Below are 19,074 nucleotides of genomic sequence, written 5' to 3'. Positions count from 1 at the left end.
TATGGCTGCTCCGAAACCTGTAGCGCTTATTATTCTCGACGGCTTCGGTTTGCGCGATGATGTAACGGGCAACGCGGTTGCACAAGCAAACAAACCAAACTATGACCGTTATTGGTCAACTTATCCGCATACGACATTGACAGCATGCGGCGAAGCGGTTGGGCTACCTGAAGGTCAAATGGGCAACTCCGAGGTTGGCCACTTGAACATCGGCGCAGGCCGCATCGTTTATCAGGATTTGACTCGTATTAGTAAATCGATCCGCGATGGTGAATTTTACGACAATGAGACGATCCTTGGTGCTGTTCGCCATGTAAAAACAAATAGCAAAAAGCTTCATCTATACGGCTTGCTGTCGGATGGAGGCGTTCATAGCCACATTGAGCATTTGTTCGCATTGCTCGATCTAGCGAAGAAGGAAGAGCTTGAAGAAGTGTACATTCATGCTTTTCTTGATGGCCGCGACGTGTCCCCGGATAGTGCAAAGGGCTATCTAGAGCGTCTTCAAGCCAAAATCGAAGAGGTTGGCGTAGGCCGCATTGCGACGGTTCAAGGCCGTTACTATGCAATGGACCGCGACAAGCGTTGGGAGCGTACGGAGAAATCCTACCGCGCTATGGTATATGGCGAGGGCCCTCAATATTTCGATCCGATTCAAGCGGTAGTTGAATCCTACGAGAAATCGGTTTATGATGAATTCGTTATGCCAACGGTTATTGTAGACGGTGAAAACAAGCCAGTTGGCCTTGTTGAATCCGAGGACGCAGTGATTTTCTTCAACTTCCGTCCTGACCGTGCGATTCAATTGTCGCAAGTATTCACGAACGAGGACTTCCGCGGCTTTGACCGTGGCGAGAAGCGCCCTGTTAATCTGTATTTCGTCTGCTTGACGCTATTCAGTGAAACCGTTGGCGGATTCGTTGCGTATTCACCAAAGAACCTTGATAATACGCTTGGCGAAGTGCTCGTGCAAAACAACAAGACTCAATTACGTACTGCAGAAACAGAAAAATATCCGCACGTTACATTTTTCTTCAGCGGCGGACGCGATCATGAGCTTCCTGGCGAAACTCGTGTGCTTATTAACTCCCCTAAGGTCGCAACGTACGATCTCAAGCCGGAAATGAGCGCATATGAGCTAGCTGAGTCCACGGTACGCGAGATTGAATCTGACAAGCATGACGCAATCATTCTGAATTTCGCCAACCCTGATATGGTAGGCCATTCCGGCATGCTGGAGCCTACGATCAAAGCGGTTGAAGCGACGGATGAATGCCTTGGCAAAGTAGTGGAAGCAGTACTAGCCAAAGGCGGCGTCTGCATCATCACGGCTGACCATGGCAATGCTGACATGGTGTTCGACGAGAATGGCCGTCCGTTTACGGCACATACAACGAACCCGGTTCCGCTTATCGTAACGAAAGCAGGCGAGACTCTTCGCGACGGCGGTATTCTTGCAGATATCGCACCAACGGTTCTTGATCTGCTTGAGCTTGCTAAGCCAGCTGAAATGACGGGCATTACATTAATCAACAAAAAATAAAACTTTAAAAGGAGTGTTTTCTCTCATGTCAATTATCGTTGATGTATACGCACGCGAAGTGCTTGATTCCCGCGGGAATCCAACTGTAGAAGTAGAGGTTTCTCTTGAGTCCGGCGGCAAAGGCCGTGCAATCGTTCCATCCGGCGCTTCCACTGGCGCATACGAAGCTGTTGAGCTTCGTGACGGCGACAAATCCCGTTACCTTGGTAAAGGCGTTTTGAAAGCTGTTGAAAATGTTAACACTGAAATCGCTCCTGAAATCATTGGCCTAGATGCTCTTGATCAAGTAGCTATCGACCGCAAAATGATCGAGCTTGATGGTACGCCAAACAAAGCTAAGCTAGGCGCTAACGCAATTCTAGCTGTATCGATGGCAGTAGCTCGCGCAGCTGCTGACGCTCTTGATGTACCTCTTTACACTTACCTTGGCGGATTCAACGCTAAGACGCTTCCAGTTCCAATGATGAACATCATCAACGGCGGCGAGCACGCTGACAACAACATCGACGTTCAAGAATTTATGGTTCTTCCTGTTGGTGCTGAAAGCTTCAAAGAAGCGCTTCGTATCGGCGCTGAAATTTTCCACAACCTAAAAGCAGTATTGCATGATAAAGGCCTAAACACAGCTGTTGGCGACGAAGGCGGCTTTGCTCCTAACCTTGGTTCAAACGAAGAAGCAATTACAACAATTATCTCGGCTATCGAGCGCGCAGGCTACAAGCCAGGCGTTGACGTATTCCTAGGTATGGACGTTGCTTCCACTGAGTTCTTCAAAGACGGCAAATACGTGCTTGCAGGCGAAGGCAAATCGTTTACACCTGCTGAGTTCGTTGACCTACTTGCTTCATGGGCTGACAAATACCCAATCCTTACAATCGAAGACGGCTGTTCTGAAGACGATTGGGATGGTTGGAAATTGCTTACTGAGAAGCTTGGCAAAAAAGTTCAACTCGTTGGTGACGATCTGTTCGTTACGAACACTGRGCGTCTATCCGATGGTATCGACAAAGGGGTAGGTAACTCTATCCTTGTAAAAGTTAACCAAATCGGTACGCTTACTGAAACTTTTGATGCAATCGAAATGGCTAAACGCGCTGGTTACACAGCAGTTATCTCTCACCGTTCAGGCGAGAGCGAAGACAGCACAATCGCTGACATCGCTGTAGCTACAAACGCTGGCCAAATCAAAACAGGCGCTCCTTCCCGTACGGACCGCGTTGCGAAATACAACCAATTGCTTCGCATTGAGGACCAGCTTGGTTCGACAGCTCAATACGCTGGCAAATCAGCTTTCTACAACTTGAAACACGTAAAATAAGACGCATTTAGCGGCTTATATAGAAGGGTATGCCTCATCAGGCATATCCTTCTTTTTTTTTCGCTCATACAGGACATAATAAGAGGGTAAAGCATCAACGATTAGGCGGTGTGTTTGATTGGCGAAACCTGTTATAGGCATTCAAATGTATTCTCTTCGTGATCAAACGGAGATTGATTTTTTGTCCACGCTGGAGAAGGTAGCCAAAATCGGCTATAAAGCGGTTGAATTCACAGGGTATTTCAAAATGCCGGCCAAAGAGTTGAAAAGCAAGATGGATGGACTCGGATTAATTGCCCCCTCCGTTCATGTACCTTTGAATTTTAGCGATACCAAGCAAATGGAGTCTGATTTTGAAGGACAAATTGAATATGCCATGGAGCTTGATGTGACTTATATTATTACGCCTTGGTCGCCGCTTCCTGAACTTCCGACAAAGGATAATGTGCAGTATTTAGTTGATGTTTTCACAAAATGCGCAAAACAGGTGAAGGCAACAGGTATGCAATACGGCTACCATAATCATGATTTTGAATTTAAGCTGGTGGAGAAGAAGCCTATTATCGATCAAATATTGTCGGATGTTCCAGAGGAGCTCTTGCAGATGGAGTTTGATTTGGGCTGGATTTATATCGCTGGTTATAAACCGGCTGATTATTTGAAGAAATATAAGGGACGCGTTCCTTGCGTGCATTTGAAAGACTTTTTGAAAGGGCGTAAGGATGCAGAAATCGGCAAAGGCGAGGTAGGTTATGATGAGCTGTTAAAAGAGCTTGAGCCTGCAGGCGTTAAATATATGTTTGTGGAGCAGGAGCAATTCAGCTCAAGCTCCCTTGATAGCGCAGCAAATAATTTTAACTATTTGAAAGAGCATGGCTTTGCGTGAACAGCGAGAATARGGCCTGTCCTATTGTAATTTGTGCCCATCTATGGTACACTCGATTTATGTGTTTCTACGGAGCTCCTATGCTGGAGGTGGAATGAATGGATATCATATTGAAAATCGTGCTTGTTATATTTTCTGTCGGCCTTATTGCTGTCGTATTGTTGCAAAAAGGTAAGAGTGCAGGCTTGTCCGGAGCGATTACGGGTGGCGCTGAGCACCTTTTCGGAAAACAGAAAGCGCGCGGTTTGGATTTGTTCTTGCAACGTTTGACAGTTGCTCTTGCAGCTGGTTTCTTCATATTGGCGCTTGTTGTATCTTACTTCGTAAAACAATAACGAACACACACGCAGAAAGCGAGGATATTCCTCGCTTTTTTTGTATTTTCATCATATTCACGGATGCTGGGCTTCCATTTCGTGTATACTACAAGTTATATGATAATCTATCAACCTGCTGCAAATGGCGCTAGAGCAATACGGCAGGTTTATGAGGAGAAAAACTAATAATGATTAATTACGAGCAGGAACTGCTTGATTTTATGAGAGAGACGGCGTATAAGCCGATGACGTACCAAGAGCTTGAGAAACATTTTGGTATCGTAGATGCAGTGGAGTTTAAGGAGTTCCTTAAGCTGCTGAACAAATTAGAGGATGAAGGCAAAATCATTCGTACGCCAAATGATCATTACGGCGTGCCGGAACGAATGAACTTATTGCGCGGCAAGCTGCAATCGCATGCCAAGGGCTTCGGTTTTCTAATCCCGGATGAGAAGGATCATGGAGATGTGTATTTGCATGCCAATGATTTGAAGAGCGCAATGAATGGAGACATCATTCTGGTTCGTGTCACTTCGAGAAGTGAGCATGGAGGCCGGATGGAGGGCGAGGTCGTCCGTATTGTAGAACGTGCCGTTACGCAAATCGTAGGAACGTTCGAGGATCACGAGGTTTATGCTTTTGTCGTGCCGGATGATAAACGGATCAATCGGGATATCTTTATTCCAAAAGGCGGCTATCAAGGTGCTGTCTCCGGACAGAAGGTTGTCGTTAAAATCGTTTCCTATCCAGAAGGGCGTTCTGCTGCCGAAGGGGAAATTGTCGAAATTTTGGGACATAAAAATGATCCCGGTGTCGACATCCTGTCGATTATTCGCAAGCATCAGCTGCCAGAGGGCTTTCCTGATGAAGTAATGAGAGAAGCTGAAGCGGCACCTGATTCCATTACAGACGATGAGATTGTGCAGCAAGGCAGACGAGATTTGCGCGATGAGGTCATCGTGACGATAGATGGCGAGGACGCAAAGGATCTAGATGATGCGGTGCATGTGAAGCGTCTGGAGAACGGCAATTATTTGTTAGGTGTACATATTGCCGATGTCGGCTATTACGTAAAAGAAAATTCAGAGCTCGATCAGGAAGCATACCTTAGAGGCTGCAGCGTATATTTGGTGGATCGCGTTATTCCGATGCTGCCGCATCGTTTGTCGAATGGCATATGCTCGCTCAACCCGCAGGTTGATCGTCTGACGCTTTCATGTGAAATGGAATTTGATGCGGCGACGCTTAAGCGTGTACGTCATGATGTGTTTACGAGTGTGATTCGCACGAAAGAGCGTATGACCTATACGAATGTGAAAAAAATATTGACTGCAACGGAAGAAGAGCCGCAAACCGAGTTGAAAGAGCGTTACGCCGGCTTGCTTGATATGTTTGGCTTGATGGAGGATCTAGCGATGCGTCTTCGTTCAAAACGAATGAAGCGCGGAGCGATTGACTTCGATTTCCAAGAGTCTAAGGTTATCGTGGATGAGAACGGCAAAGCGGTTGATATTGTGAAGCGCGAGCGTTCGGTAGCGGAGCAAATCATCGAGGAATTTATGCTCGTGGCGAATGAAACGGTTGCCGAGCATTTTCACTGGCTTCGTGTGCCGTTCCTGTACCGGATTCATGAAGATCCGTCACAAGAGAAATTGCTTAACTTCGTTCAGTTTGCAGCAAACTTCGGTTATGTCGTGAAGGGCAAAGGCAATTCCATTCATCCAAAAGCATTGCAGACACTGCTTGAGGACATTCGCGGCACGAAGGAAGCGACCGTTATTTCCACTGTGATGCTTCGTTCGATGAAGCAGGCGAAATACGATGCGGAGAGCTTGGGGCATTTTGGCCTTGCAGCCGAGTTTTATTCACACTTTACATCGCCAATTCGCCGCTATCCTGACTTGGTCATTCACCGTATCATTCGCGAGGTGCTTGATGGCAAAGGCCAATTGACGGAAGCGAGACATGAGTCGCTAACGGCAAGGATGCCGGAAATTGCGCAGCATTCCTCGGAACGTGAGCGTGTAGCGGTTGATGCAGAGCGTGATACTGAGCAGTTGAAAAAATGTGAATTCATGCTCGATAAAGTGGGCGAAGAGTTCGAAGGCATTATTAGCAGCGTAACGAGCTTCGGCATGTTTATCGAATTGGACAATTCGGTCGAAGGACTAATTCGTTTGAGCGACATGTCTGATGATTATTATAACTTCCATGAGCAGCATATGATATTGGTCGGCGAGCGTACGTCGAAAGTGTACCGAATTGGCGATGAAGTTAAAATTCGCGTTACTCGGGTGAGTATGACGGAGCACACGATTGATTTCGAGCTTGTAGATATGAAGCCGCGCAGCGGCTATAAAGGCATACCAAGCAGTGGTTTTGGCGGCGGCGAACGCGGCGGCAAAAAACGCGGTGGTTTCGGTGATCGCAATCGCGGCGGCAAAGGTCAAGGCGGTGCAGGTGAGGGCAACCGCGGAAGAGGCGAGCGCGGCGCGAGTGGTGCTGGTAAAGGTGGCGCAAGCGAAGTTTACCGTGGCAAAAACGAGCGAGGAGCAAGCGCGGCTGGCAAAGGCCAAGGCGGTGCAGCCGAAGGTTATCGTGGTAAAACGGATCGCGGTGCAAACGCGGGAGGTAAAGGTCAAGGCGGTGCAGCCGAGGGCGGCCGCGGCAAAGGTCGCGGAGGCAAAGGCGGACGCGGCGGATTTGGCGGCGGCGTCGATCGCAGCGTGGTTGGCATTGTCGAGCAGGCCAATCCATGGCGCATCGATGCACCTGATAGCGGGCGCGGCGGCAAGCGGCGCGGACGTGGCGGCGAAGGCGCAGCCGGAGCTGGCGTGAACGACGGTGGAAATCCGGCGGAGCGTGGGCCGGGGCAAGAGGCGGATTTGTCGCCGGGCAACGGTAGAGATTCATCGCGCGGGAACAATGCGCGTACGGATATGTGGGGCCTGCCCATCCGCAATAGCGGCGGGCCAGGCGGAAATGGTCGTGGAGCCGGGCAGCGGCGGAGCGATGGAAGTGGCGGCGGCGCGAAGCGGCGGCATACGCCGCAGGGCGGCGTGGTCGGTAGTGAGCGAGGCGCGGAATTGCCGAGCGTGGAAGGCAGCGGCGGCGATGCGGCGAAGAGCAAGCGGAAGAAAAAAAGCGGAGGCGGCGGCAACGCCACAGCTGCTTTTGTCCGGAAAAATCGCAAATAAATAAGGGCGGCGACTTCCGTTCTATGGCATAATTGGAAGTCGCCGCGATCTGGGCAATTTGGGAAAATATATTTAAGCTCGTCACTTGCATTTTAATTCTGGGTATAGTACACTCAAATCAATCGATAATATGAACCTGAATTCACATATTGAAAAGGGTATCATTATAGTCATGAAACCCTTTCCAATGTGTGAATTTTTTGTTTAAAGACAAACCAGGCGCATATTAATATTATTTTTTTGGAGGTTTTTACACATGCAACAAGGTACAGTTAAATGGTTTAACGCAGAAAAAGGTTTCGGCTTTATCGAAGTTGAAGGCGGCAACGATGTATTCGTACATTTCTCCGCAATCACTGGCGAAGGCTTCAAAACTCTTGAAGAAGGACAACGCGTAGAATTTAACGTTGTTCAAGGCAACCGTGGACCACAAGCAGAAAACGTTGTAAAGCTGTAGTAGCTTACGAACGTTGATAAAACCGCCTTTGACCTTTTAGGTTGAGGGCGGTTTTTTTGTGCATAAAAGGAGCTTCTGTTTTGTTTCTTTATAGGAATTCGTTAAGTAATTGACGGGCATGACGAACGAGCATTCCATCGATAGGAGAATCTGTTCCACCGGTTCTAACACCAGTTCCGAGATGAACGGCTTGTGCTCCGGTAGATTTTATGAAGGCAGGCAATGAAGGAACCGATAGACCGCTTCCTGGGAGTATGGTAACAGTATGTCCAATACTTTGTTTAACCAACCTATTAATTTGATCTGTTGCTTCAAGAACGCTCGGTTTACCGCCTGAGGTAAGTATCCATTTGATTTGAGGGTATTTTAGGAGTGTGGCTAACGCCTCTTCTTGGTCAGGCACCTCATCAAATGCTCGGTGGAAGGTAACAGGACGATCGCCGGCAGCTTCCAATAAACTTTCTAATGCATCTGTATTAATAGTCCCATCAAGCTGAAGCGTGCCTAAGACGAACGCATGAACGCCTGATGTACGCATTCTAATCATTTGAGCAGCCATTTCACTAAGATCTGCCTTATCGTAAACAAAGGACTTGCTATGAGGCCTAACCATCGCATGTACGGGATATACTTTAGTTATAGGTGTGTGATTAGCTTGCTCAAGCCGTTTTAACGCCTCAAGCACCGAAACCGTAACGTCCTCTTGTGGAGTTAGTCCACCTTCTTCAAAGGCGGATATAAGCTCTACACGGTCCGCACCGTGCACTACAGCTGTAACCGCTTCATCTGCAGTCGTAGCAATGATTTCAAGCAGCATGGGAAATCTCCTTTTTTGGCAGAGCGACAGAGCGGGATGCTCCATGGCCGCCTTGATTTTCGTTGTCAAAGTTGTTACAATGAACACCAGTATACTTGCAACCATTATTTTAGCTTAATTAAGTCGAGGTGACTAGCATGGGTAAGAAGAGTGACGGCAAGCAGCTCGCCCAGAATAAGAAAGCTTCCCATGACTATTTCATTGAGGAAACGTTCGAAGCTGGCATGGTGCTTTTGGGTACAGAAATTAAATCGCTGCGAACAGGTCGTGCAAATATTAGTGATGCATTTGCTACCATTCGCAACGGCGAAATTTTCATACACAATATGCACATTAGTCCGTTCGAGCAAGGGAATATTCATAACCCTACCGATCCAACGCGTGCTCGCAAGCTGTTGATGCACAAGATGCAAATTCATAAGCTTCTAGGCTTATCCAAGCAAGAAGGTTATGCTATTGTACCCTTGAAGATTTATGTGCGCAATGGTTACGCGAAGTTATTGATTGGTCTCGGTAAAGGTAAGAAGCAATACGACAAGCGCGATAGTGCTGCTAAACGTGATGCTCAGCGTGATATCCAGCGCGTGCTGCGTGAGAAACAGAAGGTTTCTAACTAAGGTGTAGATTTCCATGGCAGCAAGCGACCATGATTGCCAATAACAATTGTGCACGGAAGCAGCTGATTCGTGGTATACTAAGACAGTAGCAACGGCAAGACAATCAATAAATGCAAGTGCATTCGTGCTAGACAATCGGAACAGCCTGCTTTGTCAGATGCTGATCCTTAATCCTAAAGCTTCAATTGCGTGCTTCTACCCAGCATCGTCCATGTGACTGGATTAGGGGCTAACAAGTAGTGGAATACGCTGTCTCATCTCCGCCTGCGGTGAGCTGAAGAAGACAATCAGGCTGACCTTAGCGAAAGCCGGTTACGGGGCGTTTGCTTGGGTGACATCAAAACTGTGACTACACCCGTAGAAGCCTGTGTGGCGTGATCTTCGGACAGGGGTTCAAATCCCCTCGCCTCCACCAACCATGTGAGAGAGTACCGTGTTAGGTACTCTCTTTCTTTATGTCTAGGTATAATCCACAAGAGTTCGTGGAGGTTGGAAACGCTGATTCTACAAGGAGTTTATGACGTTATTTGGTTGAATAGCATGAGAGTCTCTCACAGGGTACGATGACAGGCTCAGCCATTGCGAGAGTGAGGATGTGGTCATATAGACGGACCTACAATAGTTGGCTTAATATATTGTGAAATATATCATATTTTCATTTTGGGTAGCTACTTGATTATGAAATCAATTGATTAATGACTTAGTACTTCCACATTGCTTTGTCGAGTTCACATATTGTAATGTGAATGTAGGCAAGTGAGTCCCCGAGGTTGTCTTCTCGAACTAAGACTGTCCCGCAGAGTAAACCCCAATAATCTACCGAGATATACAGTAAATCAGATGAATCAGTGAGCGTACCATTGTACCAGATTATATCTCCTTCATTTCGCCCAACAGATGCTACATCCAATACAGAAAATAATATGTCCTTCTTATTATTTATATTAGGTATTTCGCCCAGAGGATTAAACCCTCTTATTTCAAGCCTTAGTTCATCAGTAACTCTTGATACTATGGATATAGAATATTCCCATTTTGTTTGTTTGTTTGTCTGGCATTTTGACACTTCTTTTATTCTCAGGTTTAAGTTTATTGACACCGAGTAAATACAGTGTTTTTTTTGGAGGAGCAAGTTCTGCTGCGACATACTTGAAATCGGATGTATCATTACCGTATTTGGATTCTAACGACTCCTTATTGAGAGATAATTTTTTCTTTTTTTGGTTTACTGTAGGTTTAAGTATATAAGCCATTTCTTCTTCATTTTGTTCAATTTCTTCATACAATTTTTGTGCCTCATAGTAATCGCCGATCCATTGATACAAACGGGCTTTCTGGAATTTTTCAACAACAGATGGCTTAGCCAATTATTTTGCCTCCTAACAAGCGATTAAAGTCGCTAATCTTTGGGTCAGTAGGAAGGTTGAGGCTGGGGTGCTTCCCTTGACCTAATATAATACTTCGTACATTATTAAGTTCAGAAGTTTTAGGGATAATGAAGTGCAAATTTATGATGGTTTGAGGTACCACATCTATTTGAGCTATAACTCCATGTCCAGCCATCATAGGAACTTGCCTCCAGTATGCAAGCAACTGGTGAAGAGCCGATCTTATTTGTCTAGTACCTTGATTACGTCTGCTTTTGCACTCCATTGGGAGAGGATCGTTCCAAGTCATACCATTCAACTGCTTTAATAATGCTTGTACAGACTGGTTAGTAGAATGTTTCTGGAGTAAAGGAGCTAAATTGCTAGGCTGAATATCAAGGCAAAGATCAGGTGCTTTTGTATTATCCATCAAATGAGCGATTTGCAAGGGGTTCAGTCCTATTTCTTTTTGTAAGAAAACTGTTACAAGTACCTCTCCTATCAAGCCTGTTACACCAGGTGCGGCACCTTTAAAGTGCCTGCCCGTGAAAGGATTAGGGRTGAACGTTTGTAGGTTGTTGGATATTCCACCAATTGGCAGTAGTTCCACCAATTGGCAGTAGTTGTCTTACTTGACTCCAATGAGCATAGTCATCATAGTGCTGGCCAACAACCTTTACATAAGTATCTCCCTATTTTTCACCCTGATCATCTAAAAATGAAAGTGTTGTACTGAATGAACCAGTCAGTAATGGTTTCTTTCTAGTATTAAAACCGAGTTTAATTGCCCAATTTATTGTCCTTGGTTTATTTAGCCACTGTGAAATCAAGTTAATAGAACCTGCATTTATCATGACATCACCACTCTGCTAAATTATTTGTTTGATTTGTGATCTCGTCAAAATCTTTAATAATTATTCAATTGAAAAGTAAAAACGGATGGAGTTCAAACAGAGTTGCAATGAAAAAACATTAAGATATTATGAATGTGACACTTGTATAGAATGTTTAAGATCATTTACAAGTTAAAATTATAAATGATTTAGAGGGAGATTGCGAACTAAGTGATCTACTAGTTTACTGTATAGTAGTTTGTTATCTCTTGCAGGAACGGAATAAGCACTTTAATTGTGAGATTGGGGCAAAAACATCAGTCATTGCCCTGATTTTAGACAGTTATTTGTGAGATGCAGTATCCCAATCGGCCGTGATGGTTTTGCGATACAAATTTGTTCCATGCGACTGAATGCTAAAGACAATGTGCACGGTCTTGGTCTCGCGATGGATGCCGATGCTCGGAAAATACTTGACTACCATTGCATTCAGCAAATCCACATTAGGTGTGTCAGCATCTAGCAGTTCTATAAGCCGTCATAAATCGTTCTTTACAAGTGCCATATTGACTTCATCAATTACAGGCGGCTAATACTCATGATTCAATTTCAGGTACATTGATTACTTGTCATCTAACTCCGACTTCATTTCGTTCATAAGCTCACTATAGAACGCTTTCGCCCATCCGTTATCAATATCATTTTGCATAGAGCCGATCTTTCTCTGTAAGAAGCTGATCTTTGTCTCTAGGTTGGAAAGTATGACGATAGCTTGTCGATTGGAGTCTTGATGATATCTGCTAATTTCATCTTCCAGCATATTATCCAAGTGAATCTTAACAAAGCCGAGTGCAGCTTATTTGATACAATTCGCTCCATTGTTTCTTTACGCTAGCTTATATACTCGCAGAAGTCCTTGCCCTTGCGCATGTACCTACTGCACAGGTAATAGCGCTGACCTCCTTTCTTCCGAGATGTTGACGTTGAGTGGCCAAGCATCTTGGGGCCGCAGTTATCGCAATAAAAGAGCCTCGCAACCAATACTGTGAATTTGGTTTAATCTGAAATGGATTATGAGTGACTTCCCCCGCCGTTATTACGACCCTTTGCTCTTTCCTGGCAAAGATTAAACAATTCCTCAGTTATGATTGAAGAGTGTGCATTTCTGTGATCACCCATTCCAAACAATTATTCCACTTTTTTCTTATTAACTTGATAATCTTGCTTAATCCAAATCTTGCGTCCGATGTAGGATTCATTGAATATATAGCCCGTATGGTAATGGCCGACCATTGAGCAGCTTTCTGCGAAGGTACTCCTTTCTCCTTTAGGTTGCTGGAGATCTTTTTGTATTCAACGCTCTCATAAGCATACTGATTGAATATCCAGCGGACAACATCCACTTCTTCACTCGGTCCGTGAACCCATACTGCCTTTGTCTTTTGCGCCCCAGAGCAAAGGCAACCTGTTCTGTCCGATAACCGTAAAGAGGAGTCCCTCCATTGCCGTATCCCAGCTGAGCATTTTGAGTAATTCCCTTGCGTACTTCTATGGCTAGGTTAGCGTTGACATACCCTCTAATAGCTTGTCCTGAGGCGTTTAAATGTCGGTCTATTGTTCCAGTCACGGAGACATCTTAAAAGACTACCTGAGCTAGTAGAGTTTTGTAGATAACGTGATTGTACCTTGCCATGTGAGTTCGATTTAACGAACAAGACTATTATCATAAAGTAGTATTTTACACTCGTTGAAGCGCTTTTATTTTATCCAAAAGAAGGAATATTGTACTATAAAGTCGAATTTTAGCAGTTGACAATGTAATGCTAAAAGTATAGTTATCCTAGTAGGTGATTATTGGAAGGGGCCACTAATTTGAAAATAGTTTCCTTGCCACCGAATGCCCCTGTGCTTATGGAGGCCACACGAGCTATTGGTTATTCTTTAGAAACAGCGTTAGCCGATATTATAGATAATAGCATTACAGCAAATTCAACTAAAATAGATATATACTTTTTTCCGATTGGGAGTCCGTATGTCGCGATAATAGACAATGGAGCTGGCATGGATCAGGATGAGCTGATAAATGCAATGCGTTATGGCAGCAAAAATCCATTGGATACAAGAGCCACTGCTGATTTAGGGAGATTTGGATTAGGTTTGAAAACTGCTTCAATGTCTCAATGCAGAAAGCTATCGGTTATTAGCGGTAAAGATGGAATTGTGACAGGGGCACAATGGGATTTGGATTTTATTGCAACTACGGATGATTGGTCTTTGAAATTACTAGACGAAGATGAGATCAAAGCTTGTCCGCACATTGATGAAATCTTTATTAATAGCTCTGGAACTATGGTTCTGTGGCAGGAACTTGATCGGCTAAAAGTTGGGGAATTTAACTTTGACGAAAGTATGGGTAAATATATGGATCGAGTGCGAGAGCATTTGTCTTTGGTATTCCATCGCTATCTTTCAGGTGAAGCAGGCCTAAAAAAGATCCGAATTTCTATTAATAAAATATCGTTGGAGTCAATCGACCCATTTTTAACTGGAAAGAGCACGCAAGTTATGGATGAGGAAAGCATTAATATAAATGGGCAAAAAATCGTAGTAAGTCCTTATATATTGCCGCATATTTCAATGCTTTCAGAAACAGAAATTAATATACTGGGTGGAAAGGAAGGACTTCGCAAACAACAAGGATTCTATGTTTACCGCAATAAACGTTTGCTTGTGTGGGGGACGTGGTTCAGGTTGATGCGACAAGGGGAGTTATCCAAGTTAGCTCGAGTTAGAGTTGATATTCCCAATTCACTAGATTATTTATGGACCTTAGATATTAAGAAGTCTGTAGCAGTCCCGCCTGAAGTGGTTCGTAGGAATTTGGCCCCAATAATCGAAAAGTTGGCGGGCAGGAGCAAGCGTACATGGACCTATCGTGGAAAGAAGGAGACGGAAGACTCGAAAGTTCATGTGTGGGACCGTATCAAAACCCGAGAGGGCGGCATCGTTTACGAAATCAACAGGGATTATCCTTTAATTGAAGTTTTGCGTGAAATGGGAGAGTCAGAGAAGAGCGCTATAGAGCAGCTACTGATTCAGATAGAACGCGGACTACCATTAAATCAACTGTATGTAGATTTAACAAGCGATGAACGAGTTCTCAATGAAAAAGAAGTTTCCAAAGCAGATTTGATGCCTTTGCTGAAACAATTGTTCACTGGATGTAGAAGTGAACAGGAACGCAAAGAGATGGTAAGACGCTTATCTATAACAGAGCCATTTGACCAATATCTAGAATGGCTATATGAATTTATTCAGGAGGGAAATTAAATGCTAAGCCAAAACGGCCAAATGCTAGAAAGATTCATTTCCATTACTATGAATACTAAATATCAAGTTGAACCGCCAACAGAAGAACAATTTATGGATGAGGCTAATGCACTCAGAGTGAATATGCAAGTATCGGATGAAGAGTTTGAACAAATCATTAGAAACTTAAAGGCCGTATTGCCCATTACTATGGATGTGGGTATTTATATCACTGAGCAGAATGGTGATCATCAATCATGGTTGCCTGCGAGGCGGGCTGATCTTGATTTTTATTATTGGAATCGATATAGACGTTACCTGGAAGACAATAAGGGATGGAATGTACGTGTGACAGCGAATCTGGACACAGTATCAACTGAAATTGTTGATTTATTGGGTGATCCTAAAAGCAGCACGCCTTGGCAAAGAAGAGGACTTGTTCTGGGGGACGTACAATCAGGGAAAACAGCTAACTATACTGCTATCTGCAACAAGGCAGCTGATACAGGATATAAAGTGATCATTGTACTAACAGGTACAATGGAGAATTTGCGAAAGCAGACACAGGAGCGTTTGGACAAAGAGTTTGCTGGAAGACTGAGCAAAGACCTTTTGAAAAAGAAGGGGAAACAGGAAATCAGGAATGTGTTCGATGGAGTCGGGAAAATAGATGCAACTAGAAGGATTTCTGCATTTACGACTGTGTTATTTGACTTTAACTCAACTATATTGAATAGCAATGACTTAACATTAAAGAACATCAGTGAGCCAGCTTTGTTTGTAGTAAAGAAAAACAAATCAGTGCTTAGAAGTCTAGAAAGCTGGTTAACTTCTAATAACGCCGATAACAGTGGGAAGATAGATTTACCATTATTGCTGATTGATGATGAGGCCGATAATGCATCAGTAAACACCAAAAAGGAGGATGAAGATCCTACCGCAATAAATGCGGCTATTCGTTCTATTTTAGGAAGATTTTATCAGGCATCATATTTAGGTATTACGGCTACTCCTTTTGCCAATATATTTATTAACCCTGAGACAAACGATGATATGGTAGGGGATGATTTATTTCCTAGAGATTTTATCTATGTACTTTCACCCCCATCTAATTATATAGGTGCCGACGCGATATTTGGAGAACAGCCGAGATACGACCATTGTCTGGTGCGAATTGAAACAGAGGAGATAGAACAGTTCTATCCATTTAAGCATAAGAAGGATCTCGAAATAGACGATTTGCCGCCAAGCATGTATGAAGCAATTGCTTTCTTCCTTTTGGCGAATGCTATTAGAGATTTGAGGAGAGACACAACAGAACATCGTTCCATGCTTATCAATGTAAGCAGATTTACAGATGTTCAAGTGGAAACTAAAGAACATGTAAATACTTGGCTGAATCAAGTGCAGTCTGACTTGCGCAATTATGCATCGTTCGATGAAGAGCAAGCGCTAAGAATTCGTTCTTTGCACTTTTTAAAGCTTGTATGGGATAAACACGAGTTAGCAGAAAAAGCAGGAATTGACTGGATTGAGTTGCAACAGAAGTATTTGAATAAAGCAGTTGCCCCGATTGAAGTGCGTGCTGTCAACCAGAGGACTGGAGCAGCCAGCTTAGACTATTACACACACAGAGAAAATGGCTTCAGGGTAATTGCAATTGGGGGAAATAGTCTCTCCCGTGGTCTAACGTTGGAAGGGCTTTGTGTTAGCTACTTTTATCGTAATTCACAAATGTATGACACCCTCTTGCAAATGGGTCGGTGGTTTGGCTACCGTCCTAATTATGATGATGTTTTCAAGGTGTGGATGGCAGAGGATGCAATTGATTGGTATGGTTACATTACTGAAGCCGCAAATGAGCTTAAAAATGAGATCAGCAAAATGAATAAATCACAACCTCCGATGACCCCAAGAGACTTTGGATTGAAGGTGCGACAGGATCCCAACTCTCTAATCGTTACTGCTCGCAATAAGATGCGTACAGGCACACCAGTCAGTCGGCCGATAACAGTGACAGGGAAATTATTGGAAACACCTAGACTAAAATCAAAACCTGATGTATTGGAGGCAAATGAGCAAGTATTTAAGCTGTTTATTGCGAATCTCGATAGTGTTGGGTACGGTGTTGAAGTTGAACAAAACGGGAAAATGTGGTCTGGCATAAATAAAGACATTGTTATCGATTTGCTGCGCAGTTTTGACACCCATCCGTGGCATCTGTCATTCCAGGGTAGAGCGTTGGCGGATTTTATAGAAAATAGTTCTGGACTTACAGAGTGGGATGTCTTTCTGCCAAATGGTTCAAGCCAACAAGAATATGAACTTGAAGGGATTAATGGCATTTTCACTGTAAGACCACAACGTCGAACTATTACTGAGTCAAATGGAATGATTAAAGTTTCAGGTACAAAGGTACGTGTAGGTGCAGGAGGTTCCACTAAGGCAGGGCTGTCTAAGGGACAGATTGAGGAAGCCAAGAATGAGTTTATACGAACACATCCTGAGAGAAAGAATGTTCCTGACAGCGCCTATCTGATTAAGGATCGAAAGCCGATTTTGATGTTGCACGTGATTGAAAGTGAACAGGATGATGAAGAGATCCATAACAACAAAATTCCTGATATATTGTTTGCAATAGGCATTGGTCTACCTGGCAACGGTGAAGTTCTTACGGCTAATTATGTTGTGAATTTAGTGGAATTAAGAAATTGGGTGGACCTAGATGACGATGAGGATGATGACGATGTTGTCTAGCGAGAGTTTGGTTGAAAAATGGAATTTGATGGGTCAACACTCGAGTGGCTACGTAAGAATAGACGCTGAACATTCGCTCGAATGGCATATTGGATATGAGGGTATTAATCAAAGGTCGTTACTCTTGATAACTTCAATAGAGCCAAGTAGCGTTGCTTCTTCGAAATCGATTTTAGTTTCTTAYGCTCAACGTGCTGACAGTGATTGGGCACTTACTTTTAGACTTCTTCGAATGGAACAGGAAGAAGTATATATCAGACTATGTTGCGATTTAATAGAGTCGTCACGGAACCAAACTGATACAATAGAAGGGCTGGAATTTGTACTAAATCGATATAGCCAATGGACTAGACTGATGGAACTCCAGAGAAATGGCTTGCTCAGCGAGGCGGAAAGAAAAGGTCTCATGGGCGAAATTTGCTTCCTCCAGCAAATCATGTCACAAGGTGCTTTTCCATTTAACGCTGTTACTAGCTGGATAGGACCTGAAGGTGCCGATCAAGATTTCGTGGACGAGCATGGTTGGCATGAAATCAAAGCGCCAGGAATTGGTGCGAAAACTGTTTCAATCTCTTCTCTAGAGCAACTTGAAGCGACGCTCCCTGGAGAACTTGTTTTGTTTTTTATCGACAAGACTGCTCCTAACGATGCAAAGTCATTTACTTTGAGTAGTATAGTGGCAGACATGCGTGAAATGTTGCGAGGCACTCCCATCGCTTTTGACTTGTTTAACCTAAAGTTGTTGCAGTATGGTTATATCGACATGCAGGAATACGAGAAACAATGGTATCGCCTAGGCGGTGTAAGAAGATATAATGTAGATGAAGACTTTCCTAGGCTTCTGCAAGGTAATGTTCCAGTTCAGATTACGGCAGCAAGCTACCAAATCAACATCCAGTCGATTGAAAACTGGAAAGTTGATTAACTAGGAGGGCTAAATGGATTTATATGAATTCCGAAAAGAGCTTTTGGAAGATGTGCGGTCTACTGCAGCGGCGTATGGTGAAGGCTCTAGTGCAGCATTTGCTGGCATAGTCTCAACCTATTTGGTGAATGCTGAAGTATTGCCTGATTATGAGCCAGCATTCTATATTGGTGCTGGCTTGCGCAATCGTAAGTTGCGTGTAGATGGGTACGCATTAGATGAGTTTGATTATACAATGACACTTATTGTTGCTGATTACGTTGGTGAGGGTAAAGAGAAAACTCTTACACGGTCAGAAGCAGAGCAGATATTTGAATGGCCTATTCGATTCTTGGATGAAGCATACAACAATAACCTTCAAAAAAAAGTTGAGGTTAGTAGCTCAGCAGCAGACCTTATCGATATTCTAAAAACGAATAGGGAACGAATTCGCAAATTTCGCATTTTACTTTTTACGGATGGGCTAATGAGTGGTCGAATCGAGAGCTTCCCTGTCAAAGATTTTGAAGAGGTCATTGTCGAGTTTCAAATATGGGATGCTGAGAGGCTTTATAAAATGTTCCTTGCTGATTCTGGGCGGGAGAATATTGAAATAGATTTCACTCAATACTCTAAGATGGGGATACCCTGCTTGGATACTAGCAACTTTGGAGAAAATCCTTATCGTTGTTTCTTGGGGGTAATCCCAGGGACAGTGCTGGCGGATGTATATGATCGCTATGGTGCTCAGT

Annotated in this window: 17 protein-coding genes, 1 other RNA gene and 1 pseudogene; 12 read left to right on the top strand and 7 right to left on the bottom strand. The window is 44.0% G+C overall.

Going from position 1 to position 19,074, the window contains the following annotated elements; genetic code table 11:
- Nucleotide 1 precedes the first annotated feature (1 nt).
- The 6 genes from gpmI (at nucleotide 2) to AB4Z17_RS13615 (ending at nucleotide 7,718) form a co-directional block, all read left to right on the top strand.
- Nucleotides 2–1,543: a 2,3-bisphosphoglycerate-independent phosphoglycerate mutase gene (gene gpmI / locus AB4Z17_RS13640; protein ID WP_076270741.1), complete on the top strand. Its 1,542-nt coding sequence runs from the start codon at nucleotides 2–4 to the stop codon at nucleotides 1,541–1,543.
- Nucleotides 1,544–1,568: 25 nt separating this feature from the next.
- Nucleotides 1,569–2,861 carry a phosphopyruvate hydratase gene (eno, locus tag AB4Z17_RS13635; RefSeq protein WP_441960261.1) on the top strand — a complete coding sequence of 431 codons (1,293 nt, stop codon included), beginning with the start codon at nucleotides 1,569–1,571 and terminating at the stop codon, nucleotides 2,859–2,861.
- A gap of 118 nt (nucleotides 2,862–2,979) precedes the next feature.
- Nucleotides 2,980–3,747 (top strand): sugar phosphate isomerase/epimerase family protein, encoded by a 768-nt coding sequence (locus AB4Z17_RS13630; RefSeq protein WP_430063731.1) that lies wholly within the window; start codon nucleotides 2,980–2,982, stop codon nucleotides 3,745–3,747.
- Nucleotides 3,748–3,845: 98 nt separating this feature from the next.
- Nucleotides 3,846–4,082: a preprotein translocase subunit SecG gene (gene secG / locus AB4Z17_RS13625; protein WP_054025946.1), complete on the top strand. Its 237-nt coding sequence runs from the start codon at nucleotides 3,846–3,848 to the stop codon at nucleotides 4,080–4,082.
- A 170-nt stretch (nucleotides 4,083–4,252) separates the two neighbouring features.
- On the top strand, nucleotides 4,253–7,261 hold the full coding sequence (rnr, locus tag AB4Z17_RS13620) for a ribonuclease R (RefSeq protein ID WP_441960259.1): 3,009 nt from the start codon (nucleotides 4,253–4,255) through the stop codon (nucleotides 7,259–7,261).
- Between the two features lie 256 nt (nucleotides 7,262–7,517).
- Nucleotides 7,518–7,718: a cold-shock protein gene (locus tag AB4Z17_RS13615; RefSeq protein WP_028609190.1), complete on the top strand. Its 201-nt coding sequence runs from the start codon at nucleotides 7,518–7,520 to the stop codon at nucleotides 7,716–7,718.
- A gap of 88 nt (nucleotides 7,719–7,806) precedes the next feature.
- Here AB4Z17_RS13615 and AB4Z17_RS13610 read toward each other — a convergent pair whose 3' ends face one another.
- Nucleotides 7,807–8,535: a copper homeostasis protein CutC gene (locus AB4Z17_RS13610; protein WP_441912710.1), complete on the bottom strand. Its 729-nt coding sequence runs from the start codon at nucleotides 8,533–8,535 to the stop codon at nucleotides 7,807–7,809.
- A 137-nt stretch (nucleotides 8,536–8,672) separates the two neighbouring features.
- Between AB4Z17_RS13610 and smpB the strand changes: the two genes are divergently transcribed.
- Nucleotides 8,673–9,152, top strand: a complete 480-nt coding sequence (gene smpB, locus AB4Z17_RS13605) for an SsrA-binding protein SmpB (protein ID WP_076270736.1) — start codon at nucleotides 8,673–8,675, stop codon at nucleotides 9,150–9,152.
- A 23-nt stretch (nucleotides 9,153–9,175) separates the two neighbouring features.
- Nucleotides 9,176–9,567: a transfer-messenger RNA gene (gene ssrA, locus AB4Z17_RS13600) on the top strand.
- A gap of 580 nt (nucleotides 9,568–10,147) precedes the next feature.
- On the opposite strand, the gene AB4Z17_RS13595 is transcribed toward ssrA, so the two are convergent.
- The 6 genes from AB4Z17_RS13595 to AB4Z17_RS13570 all read right to left on the bottom strand — a co-directional run bounded on the left by AB4Z17_RS13595 (nucleotide 10,148) and on the right by AB4Z17_RS13570 (nucleotide 12,979).
- The gene (locus AB4Z17_RS13595) at nucleotides 10,148–10,519 is read right to left on the bottom strand and encodes a hypothetical protein (RefSeq protein WP_441960257.1); all 372 of its coding nucleotides are present in this window, start codon (nucleotides 10,517–10,519) and stop codon (nucleotides 10,148–10,150) included.
- Complete coding sequence (locus AB4Z17_RS13590; protein ID WP_441960255.1) at nucleotides 10,512–11,132, bottom strand: hypothetical protein; 621 nt, start codon at nucleotides 11,130–11,132, stop codon at nucleotides 10,512–10,514. The genes AB4Z17_RS13595 and AB4Z17_RS13590 overlap by 8 nt, the downstream gene beginning before the upstream one ends.
- An 842-nt stretch (nucleotides 11,133–11,974) precedes the next feature.
- A complete protein-coding gene (locus tag AB4Z17_RS13585) occupies nucleotides 11,975–12,172 on the bottom strand; it encodes a hypothetical protein (protein ID WP_441960254.1) in 198 nt (65 codons plus the stop codon).
- A 71-nt stretch (nucleotides 12,173–12,243) separates the two neighbouring features.
- The gene (locus tag AB4Z17_RS13580; protein WP_441960252.1) at nucleotides 12,244–12,393 is read right to left on the bottom strand and encodes a recombinase zinc beta ribbon domain-containing protein; all 150 of its coding nucleotides are present in this window, start codon (nucleotides 12,391–12,393) and stop codon (nucleotides 12,244–12,246) included.
- A gap of 101 nt (nucleotides 12,394–12,494) precedes the next feature.
- The gene (locus AB4Z17_RS13575) at nucleotides 12,495–12,755 is read right to left on the bottom strand and encodes a recombinase family protein (protein ID WP_441960250.1); all 261 of its coding nucleotides are present in this window, start codon (nucleotides 12,753–12,755) and stop codon (nucleotides 12,495–12,497) included.
- Complete coding sequence (locus AB4Z17_RS13570; protein ID WP_441960281.1) at nucleotides 12,680–12,979, bottom strand: hypothetical protein; 300 nt, start codon at nucleotides 12,977–12,979, stop codon at nucleotides 12,680–12,682. Before AB4Z17_RS13570 ends, AB4Z17_RS13575 begins: the two co-directional genes overlap by 76 nt.
- A gap of 245 nt (nucleotides 12,980–13,224) precedes the next feature.
- Between AB4Z17_RS13570 and AB4Z17_RS13565 the strand changes: the two genes are divergently transcribed.
- The 4 genes and pseudogenes from AB4Z17_RS13565 to AB4Z17_RS13550 form a co-directional block, all read left to right on the top strand.
- On the top strand, nucleotides 13,225–14,682 hold the full coding sequence (locus AB4Z17_RS13565) for an ATP-binding protein (RefSeq protein ID WP_441960248.1): 1,458 nt from the start codon (nucleotides 13,225–13,227) through the stop codon (nucleotides 14,680–14,682).
- Nucleotides 14,683–17,418, top strand: coding sequence for a Z1 domain-containing protein (locus tag AB4Z17_RS13560; protein WP_441960246.1), 2,736 nt, complete (start codon nucleotides 14,683–14,685; stop codon nucleotides 17,416–17,418).
- Nucleotides 17,399–18,343, top strand: coding sequence for a PD-(D/E)XK motif protein (locus AB4Z17_RS13555; protein ID WP_441960244.1), 945 nt, complete (start codon nucleotides 17,399–17,401; stop codon nucleotides 18,341–18,343). The genes AB4Z17_RS13560 and AB4Z17_RS13555 overlap by 20 nt, the downstream gene beginning before the upstream one ends.
- A gap of 13 nt (nucleotides 18,344–18,356) precedes the next feature.
- Nucleotides 18,357–19,074, top strand: a pseudogene (locus AB4Z17_RS13550) (AIPR family protein); the annotation flags it as partial.

Source organism: Paenibacillus sp. TAF43_2 (genome assembly GCF_052113545.1).
Classification (GTDB): Bacteria; Bacillota; Bacilli; order Paenibacillales; family Paenibacillaceae; genus Pristimantibacillus.
The sequence above is the reverse complement of the archived record's forward strand: the minus strand, read 5'-3'. Positions and strand labels throughout refer to the sequence as shown.